The organism is Beijerinckia indica subsp. indica ATCC 9039 (assembly GCF_000019845.1).
GTDB lineage: Bacteria > Pseudomonadota > Alphaproteobacteria > Rhizobiales > Beijerinckiaceae > Beijerinckia > Beijerinckia indica.
Genome location: NC_010581.1, coordinates 398,595 through 416,880, shown reverse-complemented (window position 1 = coordinate 416,880; position 18,286 = coordinate 398,595). Strand labels below are relative to the sequence as shown.

At 57.3% G+C, this 18,286-nt stretch carries 12 protein-coding genes; 6 read left to right on the top strand and 6 right to left on the bottom strand.

Going from position 1 to position 18,286, the window contains the following annotated elements:
• Positions 1 to 82 precede the first annotated feature (82 nt).
• The 3 genes from BIND_RS01845 to ftsE form a co-directional block, all read right to left on the bottom strand.
• Positions 83 to 3,124: a PAS domain-containing protein gene (locus BIND_RS01845; protein WP_012383376.1), complete on the bottom strand. Its 3,042-nt coding sequence runs from the start codon at positions 3,122 to 3,124 to the stop codon at positions 83 to 85.
• Positions 3,125 to 3,580: 456 nt separating this feature from the next.
• A complete protein-coding gene (locus tag BIND_RS01840) occupies positions 3,581 to 4,672 on the bottom strand; it encodes a cell division protein FtsX (protein ID WP_148210530.1) in 1,092 nt (363 codons plus the stop codon).
• Positions 4,620 to 5,282, bottom strand: a complete 663-nt coding sequence (gene ftsE / locus BIND_RS01835; protein ID WP_012383374.1) for a cell division ATP-binding protein FtsE — start codon at positions 5,280 to 5,282, stop codon at positions 4,620 to 4,622. The genes BIND_RS01840 and ftsE overlap by 53 nt, the downstream gene beginning before the upstream one ends.
• A 212-nt stretch (positions 5,283 to 5,494) precedes the next feature.
• On the opposite strand from ftsE, the gene ftsY reads away from it, so the two are divergent.
• Positions 5,495 to 6,721, top strand: a complete 1,227-nt coding sequence (gene ftsY / locus BIND_RS01830; protein WP_012383373.1) for a signal recognition particle-docking protein FtsY — start codon at positions 5,495 to 5,497, stop codon at positions 6,719 to 6,721.
• A gap of 206 nt (positions 6,722 to 6,927) precedes the next feature.
• Positions 6,928 to 7,962, top strand: a complete 1,035-nt coding sequence (trpS, locus tag BIND_RS01825; protein ID WP_012383372.1) for a tryptophan--tRNA ligase — start codon at positions 6,928 to 6,930, stop codon at positions 7,960 to 7,962.
• A 41-nt stretch (positions 7,963 to 8,003) separates the two neighbouring features.
• On the opposite strand, the gene BIND_RS01820 is transcribed toward trpS, so the two are convergent.
• The 3 genes from BIND_RS01820 to BIND_RS01810 form a co-directional block, all read right to left on the bottom strand.
• On the bottom strand, positions 8,004 to 9,167 hold the full coding sequence (locus BIND_RS01820; RefSeq protein ID WP_012383371.1) for a CobW family GTP-binding protein: 1,164 nt from the start codon (positions 9,165 to 9,167) through the stop codon (positions 8,004 to 8,006).
• Between the two features lie 106 nt (positions 9,168 to 9,273).
• Positions 9,274 to 10,053 (bottom strand): acetoin reductase, encoded by a 780-nt coding sequence (locus tag BIND_RS01815; RefSeq protein ID WP_012383370.1) that lies wholly within the window; start codon positions 10,051 to 10,053, stop codon positions 9,274 to 9,276.
• A 345-nt stretch (positions 10,054 to 10,398) separates the two neighbouring features.
• Positions 10,399 to 12,015 (bottom strand): D-alanyl-D-alanine carboxypeptidase family protein, encoded by a 1,617-nt coding sequence (locus BIND_RS01810; RefSeq protein ID WP_012383369.1) that lies wholly within the window; start codon positions 12,013 to 12,015, stop codon positions 10,399 to 10,401.
• A gap of 1,362 nt (positions 12,016 to 13,377) precedes the next feature.
• Between BIND_RS01810 and bfr the strand changes: the two genes are divergently transcribed.
• The 4 genes from bfr (at position 13,378) to BIND_RS01785 (ending at position 18,113) form a co-directional block, all read left to right on the top strand.
• Complete coding sequence (gene bfr / locus BIND_RS01800) at positions 13,378 to 13,857, top strand: bacterioferritin (RefSeq protein WP_012383367.1); 480 nt, start codon at positions 13,378 to 13,380, stop codon at positions 13,855 to 13,857.
• Positions 13,858 to 13,941: 84 nt separating this feature from the next.
• Positions 13,942 to 15,723: a 3-dehydroquinate synthase gene (gene aroB / locus BIND_RS20410; protein ID WP_012383366.1), complete on the top strand. Its 1,782-nt coding sequence runs from the start codon at positions 13,942 to 13,944 to the stop codon at positions 15,721 to 15,723.
• 256 nt (positions 15,724 to 15,979) lie between these two features.
• Positions 15,980 to 16,942, top strand: a complete 963-nt coding sequence (locus BIND_RS01790; RefSeq protein WP_148210528.1) for a radical SAM family protein — start codon at positions 15,980 to 15,982, stop codon at positions 16,940 to 16,942.
• Between the two features lie 28 nt (positions 16,943 to 16,970).
• On the top strand, positions 16,971 to 18,113 hold the full coding sequence (locus BIND_RS01785) for a glycosyltransferase family 2 protein (RefSeq protein WP_012383364.1): 1,143 nt from the start codon (positions 16,971 to 16,973) through the stop codon (positions 18,111 to 18,113).
• Positions 18,114 to 18,286 lie beyond the last annotated feature (173 nt).

Below are 18,286 nucleotides of genomic sequence, written 5' to 3'. Positions count from 1 at the left end.
TCAATAAACAGAGATCCGAAGCGGTGACGACATCCTCGAACAAGGCGCATTCACTCATGTGAATCTCTGTCCTATATGCACATCACATCCGTCCCCGGGCGAGCGAAATGTTATTATCGCGCGCGGGATAGACATGTGTATCGGCACCGCGTTCCAGAACATACGAAACCTTGGCGGCGAGTCCTTGCCGCTCGAACGGCTTCTGCACGATCCTATCCTCGCCGACATTCTTGATCTCCGCGAGATCGGCATAGCCCGTGACGAACAGAATCGGCAGGTTCGGCAAGCGTTCACGCACCACGCGCGCGAGTTCCACCCCATTCATGCCCGGCATAGCGAAATCAACGAGCAAAAGATCGATCTGCGGCATCTCCTCGAGACGCTCCAGCGCCGCACTCCCACTGCCGGCCTCGATCACCGCATAGCCGAGATCCGTCAAAATATTGGCGGCGACCTCACGCACAGCATTGTCGTCATCGACGAGCAGAATGGTAATCGGTTTACACCGCTGGGCATGGCCATTCTCGACGGGCGCGGGATGTATACCCTCATAACCCATCACCGGCGTCATGGCTCGCGGGAGATAGACCTTGACCGTCGTACCGACCCCTTCCTGCGTATCAATCGTGACGCCGCCGCCTGATTGCGTGGCAAATCCATAAACTTGCGGCAGGCCGAGGCCAGAGCCCTTGCCGATCGGCTTCGTCGTGAAGAAAGGCTCGAAAACGCGCGCCTTCACGCTTTCACTCATGCCGCAACCGCTGTCTGTGACGGCAAGCACAACATATTCACCCGCCGCGACCGGTTCGCCCATCTGGCGATCAGACTTATACGGCAAGATGACATTCGCTGTCTCGATGATCAATGTCCCCCCGGCCTGCATGGCATCACGGGCATTGATTGCGAGATTCAGCAGGACGAGTTCGATCTGCGTGAGATCGGCAAGCGCCAGCCAGAGATCGGGTTTCGGGTTCCATTCGAGCAAGACGGAGCCCCCAAGCGCCCCTTGCAACAACTCCTTGACCGCGAGCGCCGCCTCGTTGAGATCGATGGGCTTGGGTTGCAGACGCTGCCGCCGGGAAAAGGCGAGCAATTGCCCGGTCAGCTTGGCACCTCGTTCTCCGGCCATCCGCATATTGTCGAGACGGCGTTTCGTCTTTGGATCGCCCCTGACCGGGTCGATCACGGATTTTTCCAGGAGATCGAGATTACCCAGGATCACCGTCAGCAGATTGTTGAAATCATGGGCGACGCCGGAGGTCACCTGACCAATCGCCTCGATTCTCTGTGCCTGGGCGAGTTGCGCTTGGACCTTGGAGCGTTCGTTGATCTCCTCCTTAAGCTGAGCATTGATATCGGCGAGTTCGATGGTTCGTTCCGCGACGAGATGTTCCAATTCATATTGATGACGGGCGACATATTCACGCGCCACCACCAGATCCTCAATATCGGTACAGGTCTTGATCCAATAGATGATGCGGCCGTCCATGTCGCGAACCGGCGTGCCGCGCGTCTTGAACCAGCGGTAGACACCATCATGACGGCGCAGCCGATAGTCGATATGATAGGGATGTTTATCGTCCCTGGCGCCCCGCCAATGTTCCTCGGCACGTTCGCGGTCGTCCGGATGCACATATTCGAGCCAGTTGAGGCCTAAAAGCTCATCCGCCGACCGCCCCGTATAAGCGATCCATTGCGGACTCAGATAATCGCAATCCGCATTCGGCCGGCAGGTCCAGACCAGCAGCGGCAAAGATTCAACCAGATTGCGATAACGATCCTCGCTCGCGCGCAGGATTTCCTCGGCCCGATGACGCTCGGTGACATCCATCATGATGCCGATCAGCCGCGTCTGCAGCCCCTCGGCATCATGCAGGACGCGGCCACGGCCAACGACCCAGCGGATGTCATCATCTGGCTGCACGATCCGGTATTCACATTCAAAACCGCCAGAGCGCGGCATAGCCCCGAAAGCGGCCTTGAGCATATCGCGATCATCGCGATGCACAGAGGCGAAGAAGTCTGCTTCGCTCAATGTGCGCATGATCGGCTCATGGCCGAACAAGCGACTTTGTTCCGGCGAACAGACGACGTCATGGGTCGTCATATCCCATTCCCAGGTTCCAACCAATGCCGCATCCTGCGCCAGTTGCATGCGCCTTTCATTGGCCTGCAGGATACATTCAGCCTGATAGCGTTCCGTAATATCGAGGCTTGCACCCACAAGACGCGTTGATCGGCCCCGCGCGTCACGAATGGGATGCGCATGCACATGCAGCCGCCGTAAATCGCCATCAGCGGTGACGAGCCGATATTCCTGATCAAAGATCACCCCTTCCATAGTTGCACGGTCGAGGCCCGTGACTAGGTCGTGCCGATCCAGGGGATGGATTGTGCTGATCATATCCGCGTAAGTGAAAGGAAGATGCGGATCACGACCATAATGATCTTTATAGATTGGAGAGGCATCGAGCGCCCGTGTCGCGCCATCAAGTTCGAAAATCCCGAATCGGCCGGTTTCCAGAACGAGCCTCAACTTGGCTTCGCTGTCGCGCAAAGTCGCGATCTCGGTGATATTCGTCAGCGTGCGCGCCGCCGCCTGCGCCAGCAATTCGCAGGCATGGATCTCGGCCTCCGTCGGCTCCCGCTTGCACGCCCAATAAATGCCGATGGTTCCCAGCCGAGGCTCCGGCTGGAGGCCAGCCCCCAAGGGGATCATCATCAGACTTTCCACCCCAGTCATATGATAGAGCGCCGCCCTGTCGTCTCGGCGGACATCGGGGATGATGGCCGGCACACCCTCGGCCAGAACAGAGCCGGCGAGGCATTCCCGCAGCGTAAAACGCAGGCCCTGCCACAGGGGACCTAGTCCCTCCTGCTCGGCATAATGACAAAAATCACCTTCCCGCAGGATGAAGCTCGCGCCATCCGCACCGACCAAGGCGCACCCGGCGCGGCAGACGAGCTTCATGACCGCACGGGGTTCTTGAACCGCGGCGATCGCACTCAAAACATCGGCCAGGGCGCGCCAGGAAATCGCGTCGCCCGCCTCTTGCGGTGCAAAAGATAAGTCTTCTCGTCCGGGGGCATCCACCGTCATCGTGCTCCCTTGCAGCGCGGCCATTGCGCGCCCTGTGACGCTGACCCTGGTGCGGGTGAGAAAATCGGCTCAAAAATCCAAGAGCTCAGGCAATGAAACAATCCACAGCCTTCTCTGTAAACCTTTTTCAACAACAAGGTCGTGTCGATCCGGTGGTCAATGAAATCGCGTCAAGGGGTGGTGCTCGAAAAACGAGAGCCTGTCTCTAGAGTCCGCTTCTAAGAATATATTCAATCAGTCCCATAAATGATCAAATCTCAATGCATACGGCCAAAATAAGGCGCTATCAGCCGTTTTGCACGCGCGGTCCTTGAATAGCGCATTTTCTTGAGAGCATCGAAAGTTTGAATGGAATCGAGCCCGTTTCTGTAAAGACTTGTAAATACGCAATACTTTTAAACGAGGGCCTTTGCGGCCCTATGTTCAGGCGTCGCGACCGCGCTTGCCTCGAAAGCAGTCTTGATGAGAGAGCGGCCGGGCTCAGTTCAAGCCCCGCAAATGCCGATACACGATCTCGCGCGAGACGAACCCCGTCAAGAGCGCGATAAAACCGCTGATCAGGACGATGATCGCATATCCCTTGAGGCTCAGGGAGAAACTGCCAAACAGCAATTGCATCTGGTCGCCCGCGGGGGTCGCCTTCCACCAGCTCGAAAACACTTCTCCGAAGAGAAAGAGAAAAATGGCGCAGGCACCGCCGAGCGCCCCACCGCGCAAGCCGAGCCGCAGGAAATGATATTGAAATTGCCGCGAAATATAGGAATCGGCAGCCCCGACGAAATGCAGCACTTCAATGATCCCCCGATTTTCAGCCATCGCGCCCTGCGTCGCGAAAGCGATCGCAAAGCTCATGGCGGCAAGCACGAGAAGAAAGAAGATGATGGCAATGACGACGACGCTTTGCGCCATGCCGTCCAGGCGTTCGAGCCAGAGACGATGGTCATCCAGGCTGGCGGTAGGAATTTTGGCGGTGAGCTTTTGCCGCAAGGCCGCGACGTCCAGAGAAACGCCATTATCAAGGGCAATCACAATGAGGCGCGGAACCGGCAGATCCGACAAATCAAGCCCACTACCGAGCCAGGGTTGTAGCAAGGATTCGGATTCAGCCTTGGTATAGGCGCGCGCATCCGCCACGCCTGGCGTGGCCCTGGTAAGCGTCAGGGCGGCGGTGGTATCGGCATCGAGATCACGATTGGCCGTGGGATGCACCTGGATCGTGACTTCGCGGCTGACTTCGCCTCGCCACTCGTGCGAGGCATCGGCGATCAGCACGGCCGTGCCGGCACCGATCGCGGCCAGAAAAGTCATGATGGCGATGACGGTCACCAAGGCCCGCCCAGCGATCGAGGTCGGCGGCACCAGCGAGACCTCGCGCCGATGCTCCGCCTCCCGCGCGGCGCCGTCCTCAATCGTCGCCTCATCGAGGGTGCTGTCGCGCGGCAAGGGCGGCGTTTCCTCGCGGAAGCGCAGAAAAGAGGAAAAGGCCAGCGGCAGACGCGGGGAAAAACGCAAGGTGCCCTCAATCGTAAATGTGCAGGCGACCATCGCCGAGGACCATGCGCCGAGCCCCATCGAACTGATCCATCAGGCCGAGATCATGGGTCGCGATGACGACGGAGGTGCCGGATTTATGCAATTCGGTAAACAGCCGCAAGAGACGGCGGGCGAGGCTCGGATCGACATTGCCGGTCGGCTCGTCGGCCAGGAGCAGTTCCGGCCGCACGATCAGAGCGCGGGCAATGGCGGCGCGCTGCTTTTCTCCACCCGAGAGCACGGGGGGCAGAATATGCATCCTCTCGCCAAGTCCAACCCAGCGCAGAAGCTCGATCACTTCGGCGCGGTAGGAGGCCTCCTCGCGGCCGCGCACCCGCAAGGGCAGCGCGACATTCTCATAGGTGGTGAGATGATCGAGCAGGCGGAAATCCTGGAAAACGACGCCGATCCGGCGCCTGAGATCGGTGATCGCATCCTTGTCGAGCTCAGTCGAATCGCTGCCGAACAGATTGATCAGGCCGCGCGTCGGACGCAGCGACAGAAGAATCAAACGCAGCAAAGTGGTCTTGCCCGCTCCGGAAGGGCCGGTCAGGAATTGAAACGACTGCGGTTCGATGGCGAAGCTGATATCCTTGAGGATCTCATTGCCCATGCCATAGCGTAGCCCGACATTTTCAAAACGAACCAAGAGACCTCCTGAAGCACCAACCCGCTGAAATTGTATAATGCATCGAGGCGTCGACCAAAATCTTCCCCATTGCGAGCGCGGAATCGAACGCCTGATTGTGATTCGTGCCTGGGCACGTGACCTCGGTCCAGAACATTTTCGTAAAAATTGGAACCATTCTCCTATAAAGAGAACTGGTTTCCAGTTTCTTGCTCTCTTGTCCAGGATGTCCCGTGGCGGAAGACACAACTCCAAAGAGAAGTTTCCTGCAGCGTCTGTTCACCCGCAAGGAGGATCAGGCCGAGCCGCTGGCGCCGGAAACAGAGGCCAAGGCGCTCGAGAACGCGGCGCCGGAGGTAGACAGCGCGGCTAGGACCATCGAGCCGCAGGCCTTGGAACAAGCCCCGCCCGAAGCCCAGGCTCCGCCCGACGAGGCCATGCAGAACACACCCCAGCCTTTGGCCGCGCCCGCACCCTTCGCCGTCACGCCTCCCCCCGCGCCCGGCGCAATGGAAGAGGCCCCGCAAGGCTCCTGGTGGACCCGTTTACGGGACGGGCTTTCGCGGTCTTCCTCCTCGATCGGCACCGGTCTCGTCGATATTTTCACCAAGCGCAAGCTTGACGAGGCCATGCTCGAAGATCTCGAGGATATTCTCATCCGCGCCGATCTCGGCACGGCTGTCGCCCAGCGGATCACCGAGGCCGTCGGCAAGGGACGTTATAATTGGGATGTCGATCCGCGCGAGGTCAAGACGATCCTGGCCTCCGAAGTCGAACAGGTACTGACCCCCTATGCCAAGCCTCTGGTCATCGACACGACCAAAAAGCCTTTTGTGATCCTGGTCGTCGGCGTCAATGGATCGGGCAAGACGACGACGATCGGCAAGCTCGCGGCGCAGTTTTCGCGCGAAGGGCACAAGGTCATGCTGGCTGCCGGCGATACATTTCGTGCCGCCGCGATCGAACAATTGCAGATCTGGGGACAGCGGCTCGGCTGTACGGTCATCGCAAGGCCGCAGGGGAGCGATGCCTCCGGCCTCGCCTTCGATGCGATCAAGACGGCGCGGAGCGAGGGAGCCGATCTCCTGCTCATGGATACGGCCGGCCGGTTGCAGAACCGCGCCGAACTCATGGACGAACTCGAAAAGATCATCCGCGTCATGCGTAAGCAGGACGAGGAGGCGCCGCACGCGGTGCTTCTCGTGCTCGACGCCACAGTGGGCCAGAACGCCTTGAATCAAGTCGAGATTTTCGGGCGCGTCGCCGGCGTGACCGGCTTGGTCATGACCAAGCTCGATGGTACGGCGCGCGGCGGTATCCTGGTGGCCATCACCGAAAAGTTCAAACTGCCCATCCATTTCATCGGGGTTGGCGAAAAGGTCGATGATCTGGAGCCTTTCGCCGCCTCCGATTTCGGCTTGGCCATAGCCGGGCTCGATAAGGATGAGAGCCAGCATTAAAATCCTTCGCTGATCCGAAATCCCCTCAGGAAGGATCTTGCCAGTCGGCCAACGCTGCGGGATAAGGCGTTCCCGCTGCGATCCTTTAGCGCCAGACGCCCAAACCGATCGTATCCAACACTTTAAATCTTTGAAAATGCATCGAATTGGCCCGAGAGCTGTATTAACTTTGGGGGCAAATCCGCTGCTCTAGGGCATTCTTCCGCATGGCAAAATTCGTCAATCGTGTCTTTTCCGGCATCCAGCCGACGGGTCATTTGCATCTCGGCAATTATCTCGGCGCGATCATCAAATTCATCGAATTGCAGAAGACGCATGATTGCCTCTATTGCGTCGTCGATCTCCATGCGATCACCGTCGCGCAGAACCCGGACGAATTGCGGGCCCATATCCGTGAATTGACCGCGGCCTATATCGCCTGTGGCATCGATTACGAAAAACAGATCATTTTCAACCAGAGCCAGGTTTCGGGCCATGCCGAACTCGCCTGGGTCCTCAATTGCGTCGCCCGCGTCGGCTGGCTCAATCGCATGACGCAGTTCAAGGAAAAGGCTGGCAAGGACCGCGAGAACGCCTCGGTCGGCCTCTATGATTATCCGATCCTGATGGCGGCCGACATCCTGCTCTATAAGGCTACACATGTCCCCGTCGGCGAGGACCAGAAGCAGCATCTGGAACTCGCGCGAGACATTGCCCAGAAATTCAACCTCGATTTCGCGAGCGCCATTGCGGCACATGGATTCGAGGATGCTTTCTTCCCCCTGCCTGAGCCTTTGATCCAAGGACCGGCACAGCGGGTGATGAGCCTGCGCGACGGGACGAAGAAAATGTCGAAATCCGACCCGTCCGATAATTCCCGCATCAATCTGTCGGACGATGCCGAGGCGATCGCGCAAAAAATCCGTAAGGCGAAGACCGATCCCGAAGCTCTGCCCTCGGAGGTCGAAGGCCTTGCCAAACGGCCGGAGGCGGAGAATCTCGTCGGCATTTACGCCGCGCTCATTGGCGAGACCAAAGCCGACGTGCTGAAAACCTTCGGCGGTGGCAATTTCTCGACCTTCAAGACAGCGCTCGTCGATCTCGCGGTGGACAAGCTCGGACCCATCGGCGCCGAAATGAAACGTCTCAAGGCCGAGACGGCCTTCATCGACCAGGTGCTCGTCAATGGGGCCACCAGGGCCCGTGCCCTGGCGGAGCCTCATATGGCGGCCGTGAAGGATATTATGGGTTTCGTCCGATAGAGCCTCTAACCCCAACAGTCCCCTTCCCGGCGCTCACGTCTTCAGGCCAGAAGACCACCGGGTTTGGGGCTCAGGGGATTATCACTCAACACCGATGAATCAGGCCTGTCCACAGTGGGAACATTACCGACAGCCTTCCAGAGCCCCGCGACGAAATCCGGTTGCATATCCTTCAGGATGAACACGATCCGCGTCGAATGGTCGGCATCTGGCCATCGATCGAGGCGATGCGGCGGGTGAAAGACATGCTGGACGCCATGGATGACAAGCGGCCGGTCGGGCGCATCGGCGAGCGCGACAATACCTTTGACGCGCAAAAGATTCGGACCATGCGCCTGCCGCAGAAGATCGAGAAACAGGCTCCAGCCGTCAGGATCGAGCGGACGCTCGTCGCGTAAACAGAAGGCGCGGATCGCGTCATCATGCCGGTTCACGTCATGTGTATGCGCATGGTCATGGGCACGATCGTGATGGTGATCATGTCGATGTTCATGCGCATGTTCGGGTGTGGGATAGGCATCGGCCCGCAGCCAGTTCTGGACATCGAGAGATTTGCTGGCCGCATTATAAAGACCCGCGTCGAGCAGCCGGCTGGCCTCAGCCTCGCCGCGTACGGCATCGAGAAAGAGCGCGGCCGGATTGAGCGTGTGGAGACGCTGGCGCAAAGCCTCGAGAGCCTGGGGATCGCGGGCGAGATCAGTCTTGGTCAGAACCAGGCGATCGGCGACAGCCACTTGTTTGACTGCCTCAGCATGGGCGTCGAGCGTCGCATTGCCATTGACGGCATCGACGGTCGTGATCACGCCATCCAGCCGAAAGCGCAGCATCAGATAGGGATGATACATGATCGTATGCAGGACGGGAGCTGGATCAGCGAGGCCAGTCGTCTCGATCATGACTCGCTGAAACGGCTGGATGCGATCATTATCGCGCCGGCGCAGCAGATCTTCCAGCGTACTGACGAGATCGCCGCGGATCGAGCAGCATAGGCAGCCCGAACTCATGACGAGGAGATCGCCATCGACCTTTTCAACCAGCAGATGATCGAGGCCGATTTCACCGAATTCATTGATGATGACCAGCGTATCCGCCAAAGCCGGGTCACGCAGGAGCTTATTGAGCAAAGTGGTTTTCCCGCTGCCGAGGAAACCCGTGAGAATGCTTAAGGGAATGGGCGGGGGTGGCCGTCTTTGGCTCTCGGACATGGATCTGGCTCTTGTGAAGAACGCCGAAAGTTCGGCGTTCCCTGTCGGGGTGTTATTTTATTACACCACCTTGCATCAGGCGCAAAGCCGGCCGAACCATACGGGTTCAGCGATAAACGATGCCGCCGTCGGTAATGATCGCCTGACCGGTAATATAATCGGAATCAGCACCAGCGAGGAAGGCGACAAGGGCCGCGACATCATCAGGCGTCTCGGCACGGCCGAGCGCAATGCCACCAACATATTTCTGATAGGTCGCGCCAACCTCGGCGCCGGTCACCTCGGCCATGCGCTTGTCGATTTCCACCCACATATCGGTGCCGACAATGCCCGGACAATAGGCGTTGACGGTAATGCCGAAGGGCGCGAGTTCCTTGGCTGCGGCCTGGGTCAAGGCGCGTACACCGAATTTCGTTGCTGAATAGACGCCGAGCAGGGCAAAGCCGTCATGTCCGGCGATGGAGGACGCGTTGATGATCTTGCCCTTGCGTCCCGTCGCCTTGAATTTCTTGGCCGCCGCCTGAATGCCCCAGAGCACGCCTTCCAGATTGATCTTGAGAATACGATCCACTTCTTCCTGGGTGACATCGAGGATCGGCTGCACCTGCGCGATGCCGGCATTGTTCACGATAATATCGAAGCCCCCGAGAGTCGCCTCTGTATGATCGATCGCTGCATGGATCTGCGCGCGATCGCTGATGTCGGCAATGAAAATGGTGGCCTTGCGCCCGAGCGCCATGATCTCCTCCGCGACAGCCTTGGCCTTGTCGGCCTTCACATCCGCTATCGCGATATTGGCGCCTTCCTGAGCGAGACGAAGGGCGATTCCGCGTCCGATTCCTTGGCCACCGCCAGTCACCAGCGCCACTTTACCTTCGAGACTCATACTTTCCTCCCTTTTTATTTATGAAGCCACGCTGTCCAGAATCTTTTGGAGAAACACGTCTGAAAGGGAGCCCCCTTCACCCTTCAGGACGCACGGGACAGCATGTCCAAGACACAAGGTCCCACGGGCACGAACGCACCGGGTCTCCGGCTTCGTAACCCGAGGCGAATATTCTCTCGTGGATTAGTGGTTTCGAAGCGAACAGGCCCAATCAAATCCACTCAGGAACTCTATTGTCCTATCTGGTGGATGCACAGCCCGGCTAACGTCCCACCGACGCTGATCGGCGCCAGCGGATTTCTCATTTTTGAGACGATCGAAACGAGCTGAAGGGCCGCTTGCGTATCAATGAACGGCGGTCTTCTCCGTCGTCGCCGTTTTCGCGCTCACTTTGGCTGCAGGCTTCCCTGCCGTTTTGGGCTTTTCCGCGGTTTTGGGCGGGAGCGGAGCGGCCGTCTTGAGGAGCACGACGGGCTTTACCGAGACGACTTTGGCCTTCACCACCGGCGGCTTGACCGTGGCGGCGGCGTGGGCGGGAGGCGGCGACACCGGAGCGTGATGGGCCATCCGATGAGCCACGGGCGCCGGTTTCAAAACGACCGCTGGCTTAATCGGTGTCTGTGTTTGCTTCAACGGCACGGCATCGAGATCAGGCATCAACGGCAGAGGACGCGCGGCTGCTTTCGGGGCATAGGCGCTCGCGAGCTCCGGCAAGGGAGCGCTCCCGATAGGTGTATGCGGCGCGCGCGCCTGGGCCACAGGGCCAGAATAGCCGGCAACGGGACCGACTGATACGGGCTGCGGATCAAAGACGGGGCGCGGCACCAAAGTAATCCGCGAGGCGACCGGGACCGCGCGGCCGAGGGCATCGGCATCAAAGAGAAAAGCGCGCTCGGGCTGCGGTGTGAAGGCCCCTGCCTGCAAGGGGGTCATCAACGTGTCGATCTCGGCATTGGCTTCCGCCATGACCTGTGCGCGATTGCGGCAGACATCATAAGGGGAAGGCAGCATATCCGGCGGCACAGGCAAATTGTCCAGCGTGACAAAAGCATGGTCAATATTGCTGAAGGCCCGGTCGAACAAAGCGGCAGCCTTGATCGTGCGCGTTTCGACATTGGGCGAGCCAAGCACGACGACAATCACACGGCGGCCGCTTTGTTCCGCGCTGGCGACAATGTTGAAGCCCGCGGTGCAGGTGTAACCGGTTTTCATGCCATCGACACCAGGATAGCGTCCGAGCAGATTATTGTGGTTCTGGATGATCTGATTGCCGAGCCGCAAGGCGCCAATATTATAGAGCGAGGCATATTGCGGGAAACGCAGATAGAGAGCACGGGCGAGCAACGCCATATCCCTCGCCGAGGAATAATGCTGCTCGTTATGCAGACCGTTCGGATTGACGAAATGCGACTGCCTGAGGCCAAGATCGGCGGCTTGCGCATTCATGTCCTCGGCAAAGGCCTCGACCGAGCCGGCAATTCCCTCCGCAACGGTGATCGCAATATCATTCGCCGATTTGACCATCAGCATTTTGAGCGCATTGCCAAGCGTCACCTGAGTGCCGGGCTTGAAACCCATCTTGGAGGGCGGCATGGCATGGGCGCGCGCCGAAACGACAAGCGGCGTGTCAAACCCGATGCGATGATCGCGCACCGCCTGGAGAGCCACATAAAGCGTCATCAATTTGGTCAGGGAGGCGGGATACCAGGGTCGCGTGGCTTCCGACTGGTAGATCACATTGCCGGACGCGAGATCGATGACGAGGCCTGGGGCAGCCTGTGCGGTGTCGGTGAGCGTCGTGGTGGCGACAGCAGCGATCGCAAGCCCGCCGTGGAGCAGGCGCGATGAAAAGCGATGAAGCCGAAAACGTTGCCAGAGGGAGCGTCGCGGGCGTTCCGTACCGTGTCCGCGCAAACCCTTGCGGTGGAGACCGCTCTGCGGCCCTGGAGTGAAAGGAGACATTCTTTTCCCATCCCGGTCGCGCATCGGCCCTATGAGACCGCCGCATGATCGCTTGCATTCCTCGCGGTCACCTTATGTCCTTGAAGAACAAAGGTCTCGCCGCGCCTGCTTCTTCGCCTCACCCTTGAACGCCATATCCTGGAAAAAGCGAAAATTCAGGCAAGGGCGCAAACGTCTCTCATCGCTGCCGCACGATATTAACCGCTAGGCTCCCGAAAGGGCAAGGGTGTGAAAGGTCCCATACTCTTTTCGTCTTCGGCAGGCACTCAGCAGATATTTTGTCAAGAACTTATTGATTTTATATGAAATATCTCGATTTTAATGACACGCGCCGAGAAATAGCGAAAATCTGAAACTTTCGCGTGAAGCCAAAAGCTGAGCCTTTGCCGGGAAAATTTGGCCTCGCTCTCGCCATCCGGCACGGAACCGGATCTTGGCCGCTATCATGCATAGAAGAGTGGGGCGGGGTCCAAGGGCTCACCAAGCATGGGACAAAACGCCCAAGCTCTGGGCCGACGCCCAAAAAATAAGAAGAAGCAGTCCATTTACTGTGCATGGAAAAGGGAACGATAGAATGCTCGACTCGATCGTCACGTTTCTTCCTTCTTCTTCCGAGATCAACTTGGTTTGGAATAGTTTTAATCTAGCCGCCGGCTCAAGTTTGCTTATTTTGAACTATTATAATCTTTTGCGTTGCACTTGCGAAAGGAGAAAAACTTCTCTACTTTTCTTGAAACGGGAAAATTGACCTCAAGCCGTCCGAGTGCGTTGATGATCGTATGCTCCTGCAATGTCTTGACCGACACCAAAATAAGAGCGACGCTCGATAGTGGAACGTGCCCCCGCACTCCCGGGGCGCTGTATAAATGTCTTGGATGTAATCCAAATTGCCGGCGCTGTTTCGCGACCGTGCGGAAACTCATCAACGAAGCTTTGGGCAAAGCCGAGACTCAGGATTTGTCGCCGTGCACCGCATCCTGTAGCGTGTCCGAGATGGCCGGCGATCTGACTTGCGCGGTGGCGCCTGATCGCGACGCCATCCTCGATGAAACCTCCTCTGTCTAAAAATATATTCGTCTTTCCACACAACTTTCCGCACCAAAGGGTGGACGCCTTAAAACTATAAATTCAATTTCATCAATGGCTCTCGCCATTTCCTGAATGTTTACTCCCGGGGCCGCTTTTCCGCCCCTCCCCTTTCTATTGTCCGCAAACATCCCTATAGTTATGGGCTTGGACAGGCCGCATTGTCATTCCAAAGCATAAGTTGGTTGCATTCGCCCCTGTCTCAGGTGCCGATTGTCCGGCTTGGCCTTGGTATGATCACTGCGGCATGGCCTGGTTGGAAGGGAGTGACGACATATGAAGGGTGACGAAAAAGTCCTCGATTATCTCAATCGCAGCCTGCGGAGCGAATTGACCTCGATCAACCAATATTGGTTGCATTTCCGCGTGTTGAACAATTGGGGCTTCAAGGATCTCGCCAAAAAATGGCGGGAGGAGTCGATCGAGGAAATGCAGCATGCCGACCGTTTCGTCGATCGCATCCTGTTCCTTGACGGATTCGCCAATCTGCAAGTTCTCGATCCGTTGAAGATTGGCCAGACCGTCGAAGAGATTATTGCCTGCGATCTGGCTTCGGAACTTGAAGCGCGCGCGCTTTATCTCGAGGCGGCGGAATATTGCGCCTCGGTTCACGATCGCGTCTCCAAGGAGCTCTATGACTCCCTCCTGATCGACGAGGAAAAACATATCGACTTCCTCGAGACTCAGCAGGAATTGATTCGGCAGCTCGGTGTTCAGCTCTACAGCCAGAAACACATCGGCGAACTCAAGGATTGAGAGTCGAAGATTAGGCCTTCAAACCCGACGCGGAAAGTTTAAACTGAAGCTCGGACCCTTCAGCTTCAGGTTGACCTTCCTCGCATGAGCGATGGCGTAAATTCGATTTCTCCCCCACAGCAAGAATACGCGCCGGACGACCGGCGCGCTCATTCGATCATCTCCAGTCTTGGTTCACGTTCCCTCGTTCTCGTTGGATTGATGGGGTCTGGCAAGACCTCGACCGGACGCCGCTTGGCGCAAAGGCTCGGCCTTCCCTTCGTCGATGCCGATGTGGAAATCGAATCCGCTGCTGGCATGACGATTTCCGAAATCTTCGCGCGCCACGGAGAAGATTATTTCCGGGACGGCGAACGGCGGGTCATGGCGCGGCTTCTGGCCGATGGGCCCAAAATTCTGGCCACCGGCGGCGGCGCTTTCATGAACGAGGAAACCCGTTCCCGCATCGCCGAGAAAGGCGTATCGATCTGGCTCAAGGCCGATCCTGACGTCTTGTGGCGGCGCGTCAAGAAACGCCCACATCGGCCGCTTCTGCAAACGCGCGAGCCGGAAAAAACCTTGCACCGCCTGATGGAGCAACGCTATCCGATCTATGCGCGGGCCGATATTGCCGTCGAATCGCGCGACGGACCGCATGATGCCGTAGTCGAGGACATTCTGACGGCACTCGAGTTTTTCCTGCGCTTCTCGCCCAATCCGCCGCTCCCCCCACCCGGAACGCTCAACCCCTCTTTTCTTGGACAAGATTCCGCCTTGACCGAACTGGTTCCCGTTGAACTCGGCGCGCGCGCTTATGAGATCCATATTGGTCCCGACCTCATTGCGCGGGCTGGATCCCTGATTGCCGCTCTGGCCCCGAAAGCCGCCTGCGCCGTCATCACCGATGATAATGTCGCGCGCGAACATCTGCCCCGGCTGGAACAGGCCCTCGCGCAACAGGGCATAAGATATGAGACCATCAAAGTGCGGCCGGGCGAAGGGTCGAAATCCTTTCCGGTCTATGCCGAGGTCTGCGACGCCGTCATCGCCGGTAAATTCGAGCGGCAGGATCTCATTCTCGCGCTCGGCGGCGGCATTGTCGGTGATCTCGCCGGATTTGTCGCGGCAACGGTGCGGCGCGGCATGCGCTTCGTTCAATTGCCCACGACTCTCCTGTCACAGGTCGATTCCTCGGTCGGCGGCAAGACTGGCATCAATTCACCACATGGCAAGAATCTGGTCGGGGCCTTTCATCAGCCCTCGCTGGTTCTCGCCGATACGACCGCGCTTGAAACCCTGCCGAAACGTGAGTTCCGAGCGGGCTATGCGGAAGTGGTCAAATATGGCCTGATCAACGATCCCGATTTCTTCTTCTGGCTCGACATGCATTGGCCAAACGTCTTCCAGGGGGGAGCGGATCGTGTGCATGCCATTGCAACAAGTTGCAGAGCCAAGGCGGCCATCGTCAAACGGGATGAATTGGAAACCGGGGAACGGGCTCTGCTCAATCTCGGTCATACATTCGGGCATGCTTTCGAGGCCCTGACGCATTTCGACAATGCGCGTCTCGTCCATGGCGAAGGCGTCGCGATTGGCATGGCTTGCGCCTTTCGCTTTTCAGTCAAGCGCGGTCATTGTTCCCCCGAGGATGCCGCGCGCGTGGACAATCACTTGCGCATGGTGGGTCTGCCGACACGTATTCGCGACATCAAAGATTTCGACGCGGATGCCACGGCTATTCTTGCGGCCATGTATCAGGACAAGAAAGTCGAGCGGGGGACTCTCACCTTCATTCTCGCCCGCGCGATCGGGCATTGTTTCATCGAGAAAAAGATCGAGGGAGAAGAGGTCAAAGCCTTCTTGGAAGAGGAACTGATGCTCTCCTAGAATAGAACCCAAAAGGCGGAGCCACTTTTGGGTTCTATTCTAGTCTCAATGTCCGCATGTCACAGCCGCGAAGGGTTCGAGCGGCACGAAGTCCTGTGTGGTTTCGATATCCTCGACATCGATCTCAACCCAATTCCTGACACCATCGCTCCCGCGTAAGGCGGTCTCGTATGCATATTTTTTCGCGGCCCTTGCCCGCATCCAAATTATGTGGGATATATTCCCACATAATTTGGATGTTCCGCAGGAGCACAGGATGACTCACTCTTTACCCGTCGACGATTTGCGCGAACGAGCCCTCAGCCAGATGCGCAGTCCTTACGAGATGAAGATCATCTGCATCGACATTACGAATAAATGCGATCTGGCCTGTTCCAATTGCACGCGGCTCCTCGAAAATCAGGATATGCATTGGGAAATGACGCTGGAAAATTTTCGGCTAGCCGTGCGCAGTCTCGCGGATTATCCGGGCATTGTCGCCATCATCGGTGGCAATCCAGTCATGCACCGCAACTTTACCGAAATCTGTGAGATTTTCGTCGAGGAATTGCCGCGCAAGGAACAGCGCGGTCTTTGGACGAACAATGTTTTCAAACATAGCGAACTTGCCAAGGAAGTTTTTGGCATCTTCAACCTCAATCCGCATGGGGTCGAGCGCGGGATCAAATCCCTGGCGGACCTTAAGGATCTCGGTTGGTATCACGAGGGTCATTCGTCGCATTCACCGCTTTTGACCGCGGGCAAAGACCTGTTCGACGAAGAAGACATGTGGGAGCGTATCGCTCATTGCGACGTCAACCAGGATTGGTCGGCGAGCATCGTGCAGAACAACGGACAATTACGCGCCTATTTTTGTGAAGTCGCCGCCTCCTTCGATCTTGCGCGCGGCACCGATCATGGGATCGAGCCGGTGCCTGGATGGTGGCGGCGCTCCGTTTCGGATTTCAAGGATCAGGTCGCCCATTTCTGTCCTGGCTGCGGCGTGCCCGCAAGGCTCGAAGGATCCATGGATTTCGAAAAGGTTGACACCTACACGTCGAGCAACGCCGATCTGGCTCTCAAATCCTTGAAGAAAAACAGAAAGATCATCGAACTCACAAGCGATCAGATCAGCAAGGGTATCGACCATAAGGTGACGCAATATTCCAAGAATCTGCGCGGGATAGTGGATACGAAACCGACCCTGATGGATCGAATAAGATCAATGTTTGGATACTGATCCGTTGTGTTGATGGTGTGCGTGCACGATGAGTTTCCAGCTACAACCGCCACTCGTCTCCCTTATCATTCTGAACTACAATTACGGACGCTTTCTCCGAGATGCCATTGCGTCCGCGCAAAGGCAAACCTATTTGCATAAGGAATGTATCATTGTCGATGATGCCTCGACGGACGACAGCCATGAGATCCTTGATCAAGCCCAGCACGATTGGCCGGATTTACAGATTCTCAAGTTGAACATCAATTCCGGTCAATCCGCTGCTGCCCTTGCTGGCCTCGCCCGGGCCAAAGGCGATTACATCTTATTTTTGGATGCCGACGACATTCTCTTTCCAGAATGCGTCGCTCATCATCTTTCGGTTCATATGTCATCGCGCCGGGCGGTCGGCTTTTCCTGTTGCGATGCCATGCAGATCGTTGGCGAACGCATGGTCATTGCCCGTAATGGGAATATATCGGCGAGCTTCCTACGTTTGCCCATGGACATGGCTCTCATCTCCGACTCGGCAGTAACGCAACTCGCCTCACATGGCATCTATCTGCCGGCCACGACGCCGGAAATGGTCCGCTACATTCCCCCTAACCATGGAGGCTGGCCCTGGTCCACCACCTCCTCCATGTTTTTCCGCAAGGAAGCCCTCGACCTGATTCGCGACGCATCCGGCCTCCATGGCTTGCGGATCGCGACCGACAATTATCTTGCCCATGCGATTAATTTCTTGACCGGAAGCCTCATTCTGAATGAGCAACTCGTCGGCTATCGCCTGCATGGCGGGAATGGATTCAACAAGCGGCCAGCACTCGACGGCTTCATCTGTCACAACCGGATCGATGAACATTTCGACAAAACCTGTCGGGTGTTCCTCGACGATTTGATGACGCGCTATGCTCATTATAGCGCCTTCATGGACGTCCCAGAACGAATTCTCGAGATCTGCCTGAAAGTAGATGTCCCCGATACTGAGCCAGGATTGCCTTATTGGGCAGCGCGATCGCGTTTTGCCCATCTGCTAATGGAGCGATACCACGAGCTGGAACCCTTTGTCGGCCGCACGAAAATGCAGGAATGGATGCGGCGTGCGAATATTCCGATTTGGATTCGAAAGCGGTGTGAACCAAGAGCATCACCTCAAAAGTGGAGACCACTTTTGAGTTTGAGGCGACGATAAAGACTGGCCGCATCGCTCCCGAATTCGACGCATAAAGAAGAAATGGGTTGAATCGAATGGCTCGAAGCATCAGACCTTAAACTGGATACCACTTTTTAGGACGAATCTGACACTTTCTAAAATCAAACACGACGCTTGTTGTTTTTGATTTAAAGAGAAATGCCAAGATCAGC

Bases quoted from the DNA above. Each gene is read 5' to 3' on its own strand.
- BIND_RS01845 (WP_012383376.1), bottom strand. From the start codon at position 3,124: ATGGCCGCGCTGCAAGGGAGCACGATGACGGTGGATGCCCCCGGACGA.
- BIND_RS01840 (WP_148210530.1), bottom strand. From the start codon at position 4,672: ATGGGGCTCGGCGCATGGTCCTCGGCGATGGTCGCCTGCACATTTACG.
- trpS (WP_012383372.1), top strand. From the start codon at position 6,928: ATGGCAAAATTCGTCAATCGTGTCTTTTCCGGCATCCAGCCGACGGGT.
- BIND_RS01820 (WP_012383371.1), bottom strand. From the start codon at position 9,167: ATGTCCGAGAGCCAAAGACGGCCACCCCCGCCCATTCCCTTAAGCATT.
- BIND_RS01815 (WP_012383370.1), bottom strand. From the start codon at position 10,053: ATGAGTCTCGAAGGTAAAGTGGCGCTGGTGACTGGCGGTGGCCAAGGA.
- BIND_RS01810 (WP_012383369.1), bottom strand. From the start codon at position 12,015: ATGTCTCCTTTCACTCCAGGGCCGCAGAGCGGTCTCCACCGCAAGGGT.
- bfr (WP_012383367.1), top strand. From the start codon at position 13,378: ATGAAGGGTGACGAAAAAGTCCTCGATTATCTCAATCGCAGCCTGCGG.
- aroB (WP_012383366.1), top strand. From the start codon at position 13,942: ATGAGCGATGGCGTAAATTCGATTTCTCCCCCACAGCAAGAATACGCG.
- BIND_RS01790 (WP_148210528.1), top strand. From the start codon at position 15,980: ATGACTCACTCTTTACCCGTCGACGATTTGCGCGAACGAGCCCTCAGC.
- BIND_RS01785 (WP_012383364.1), top strand. From the start codon at position 16,971: ATGAGTTTCCAGCTACAACCGCCACTCGTCTCCCTTATCATTCTGAAC.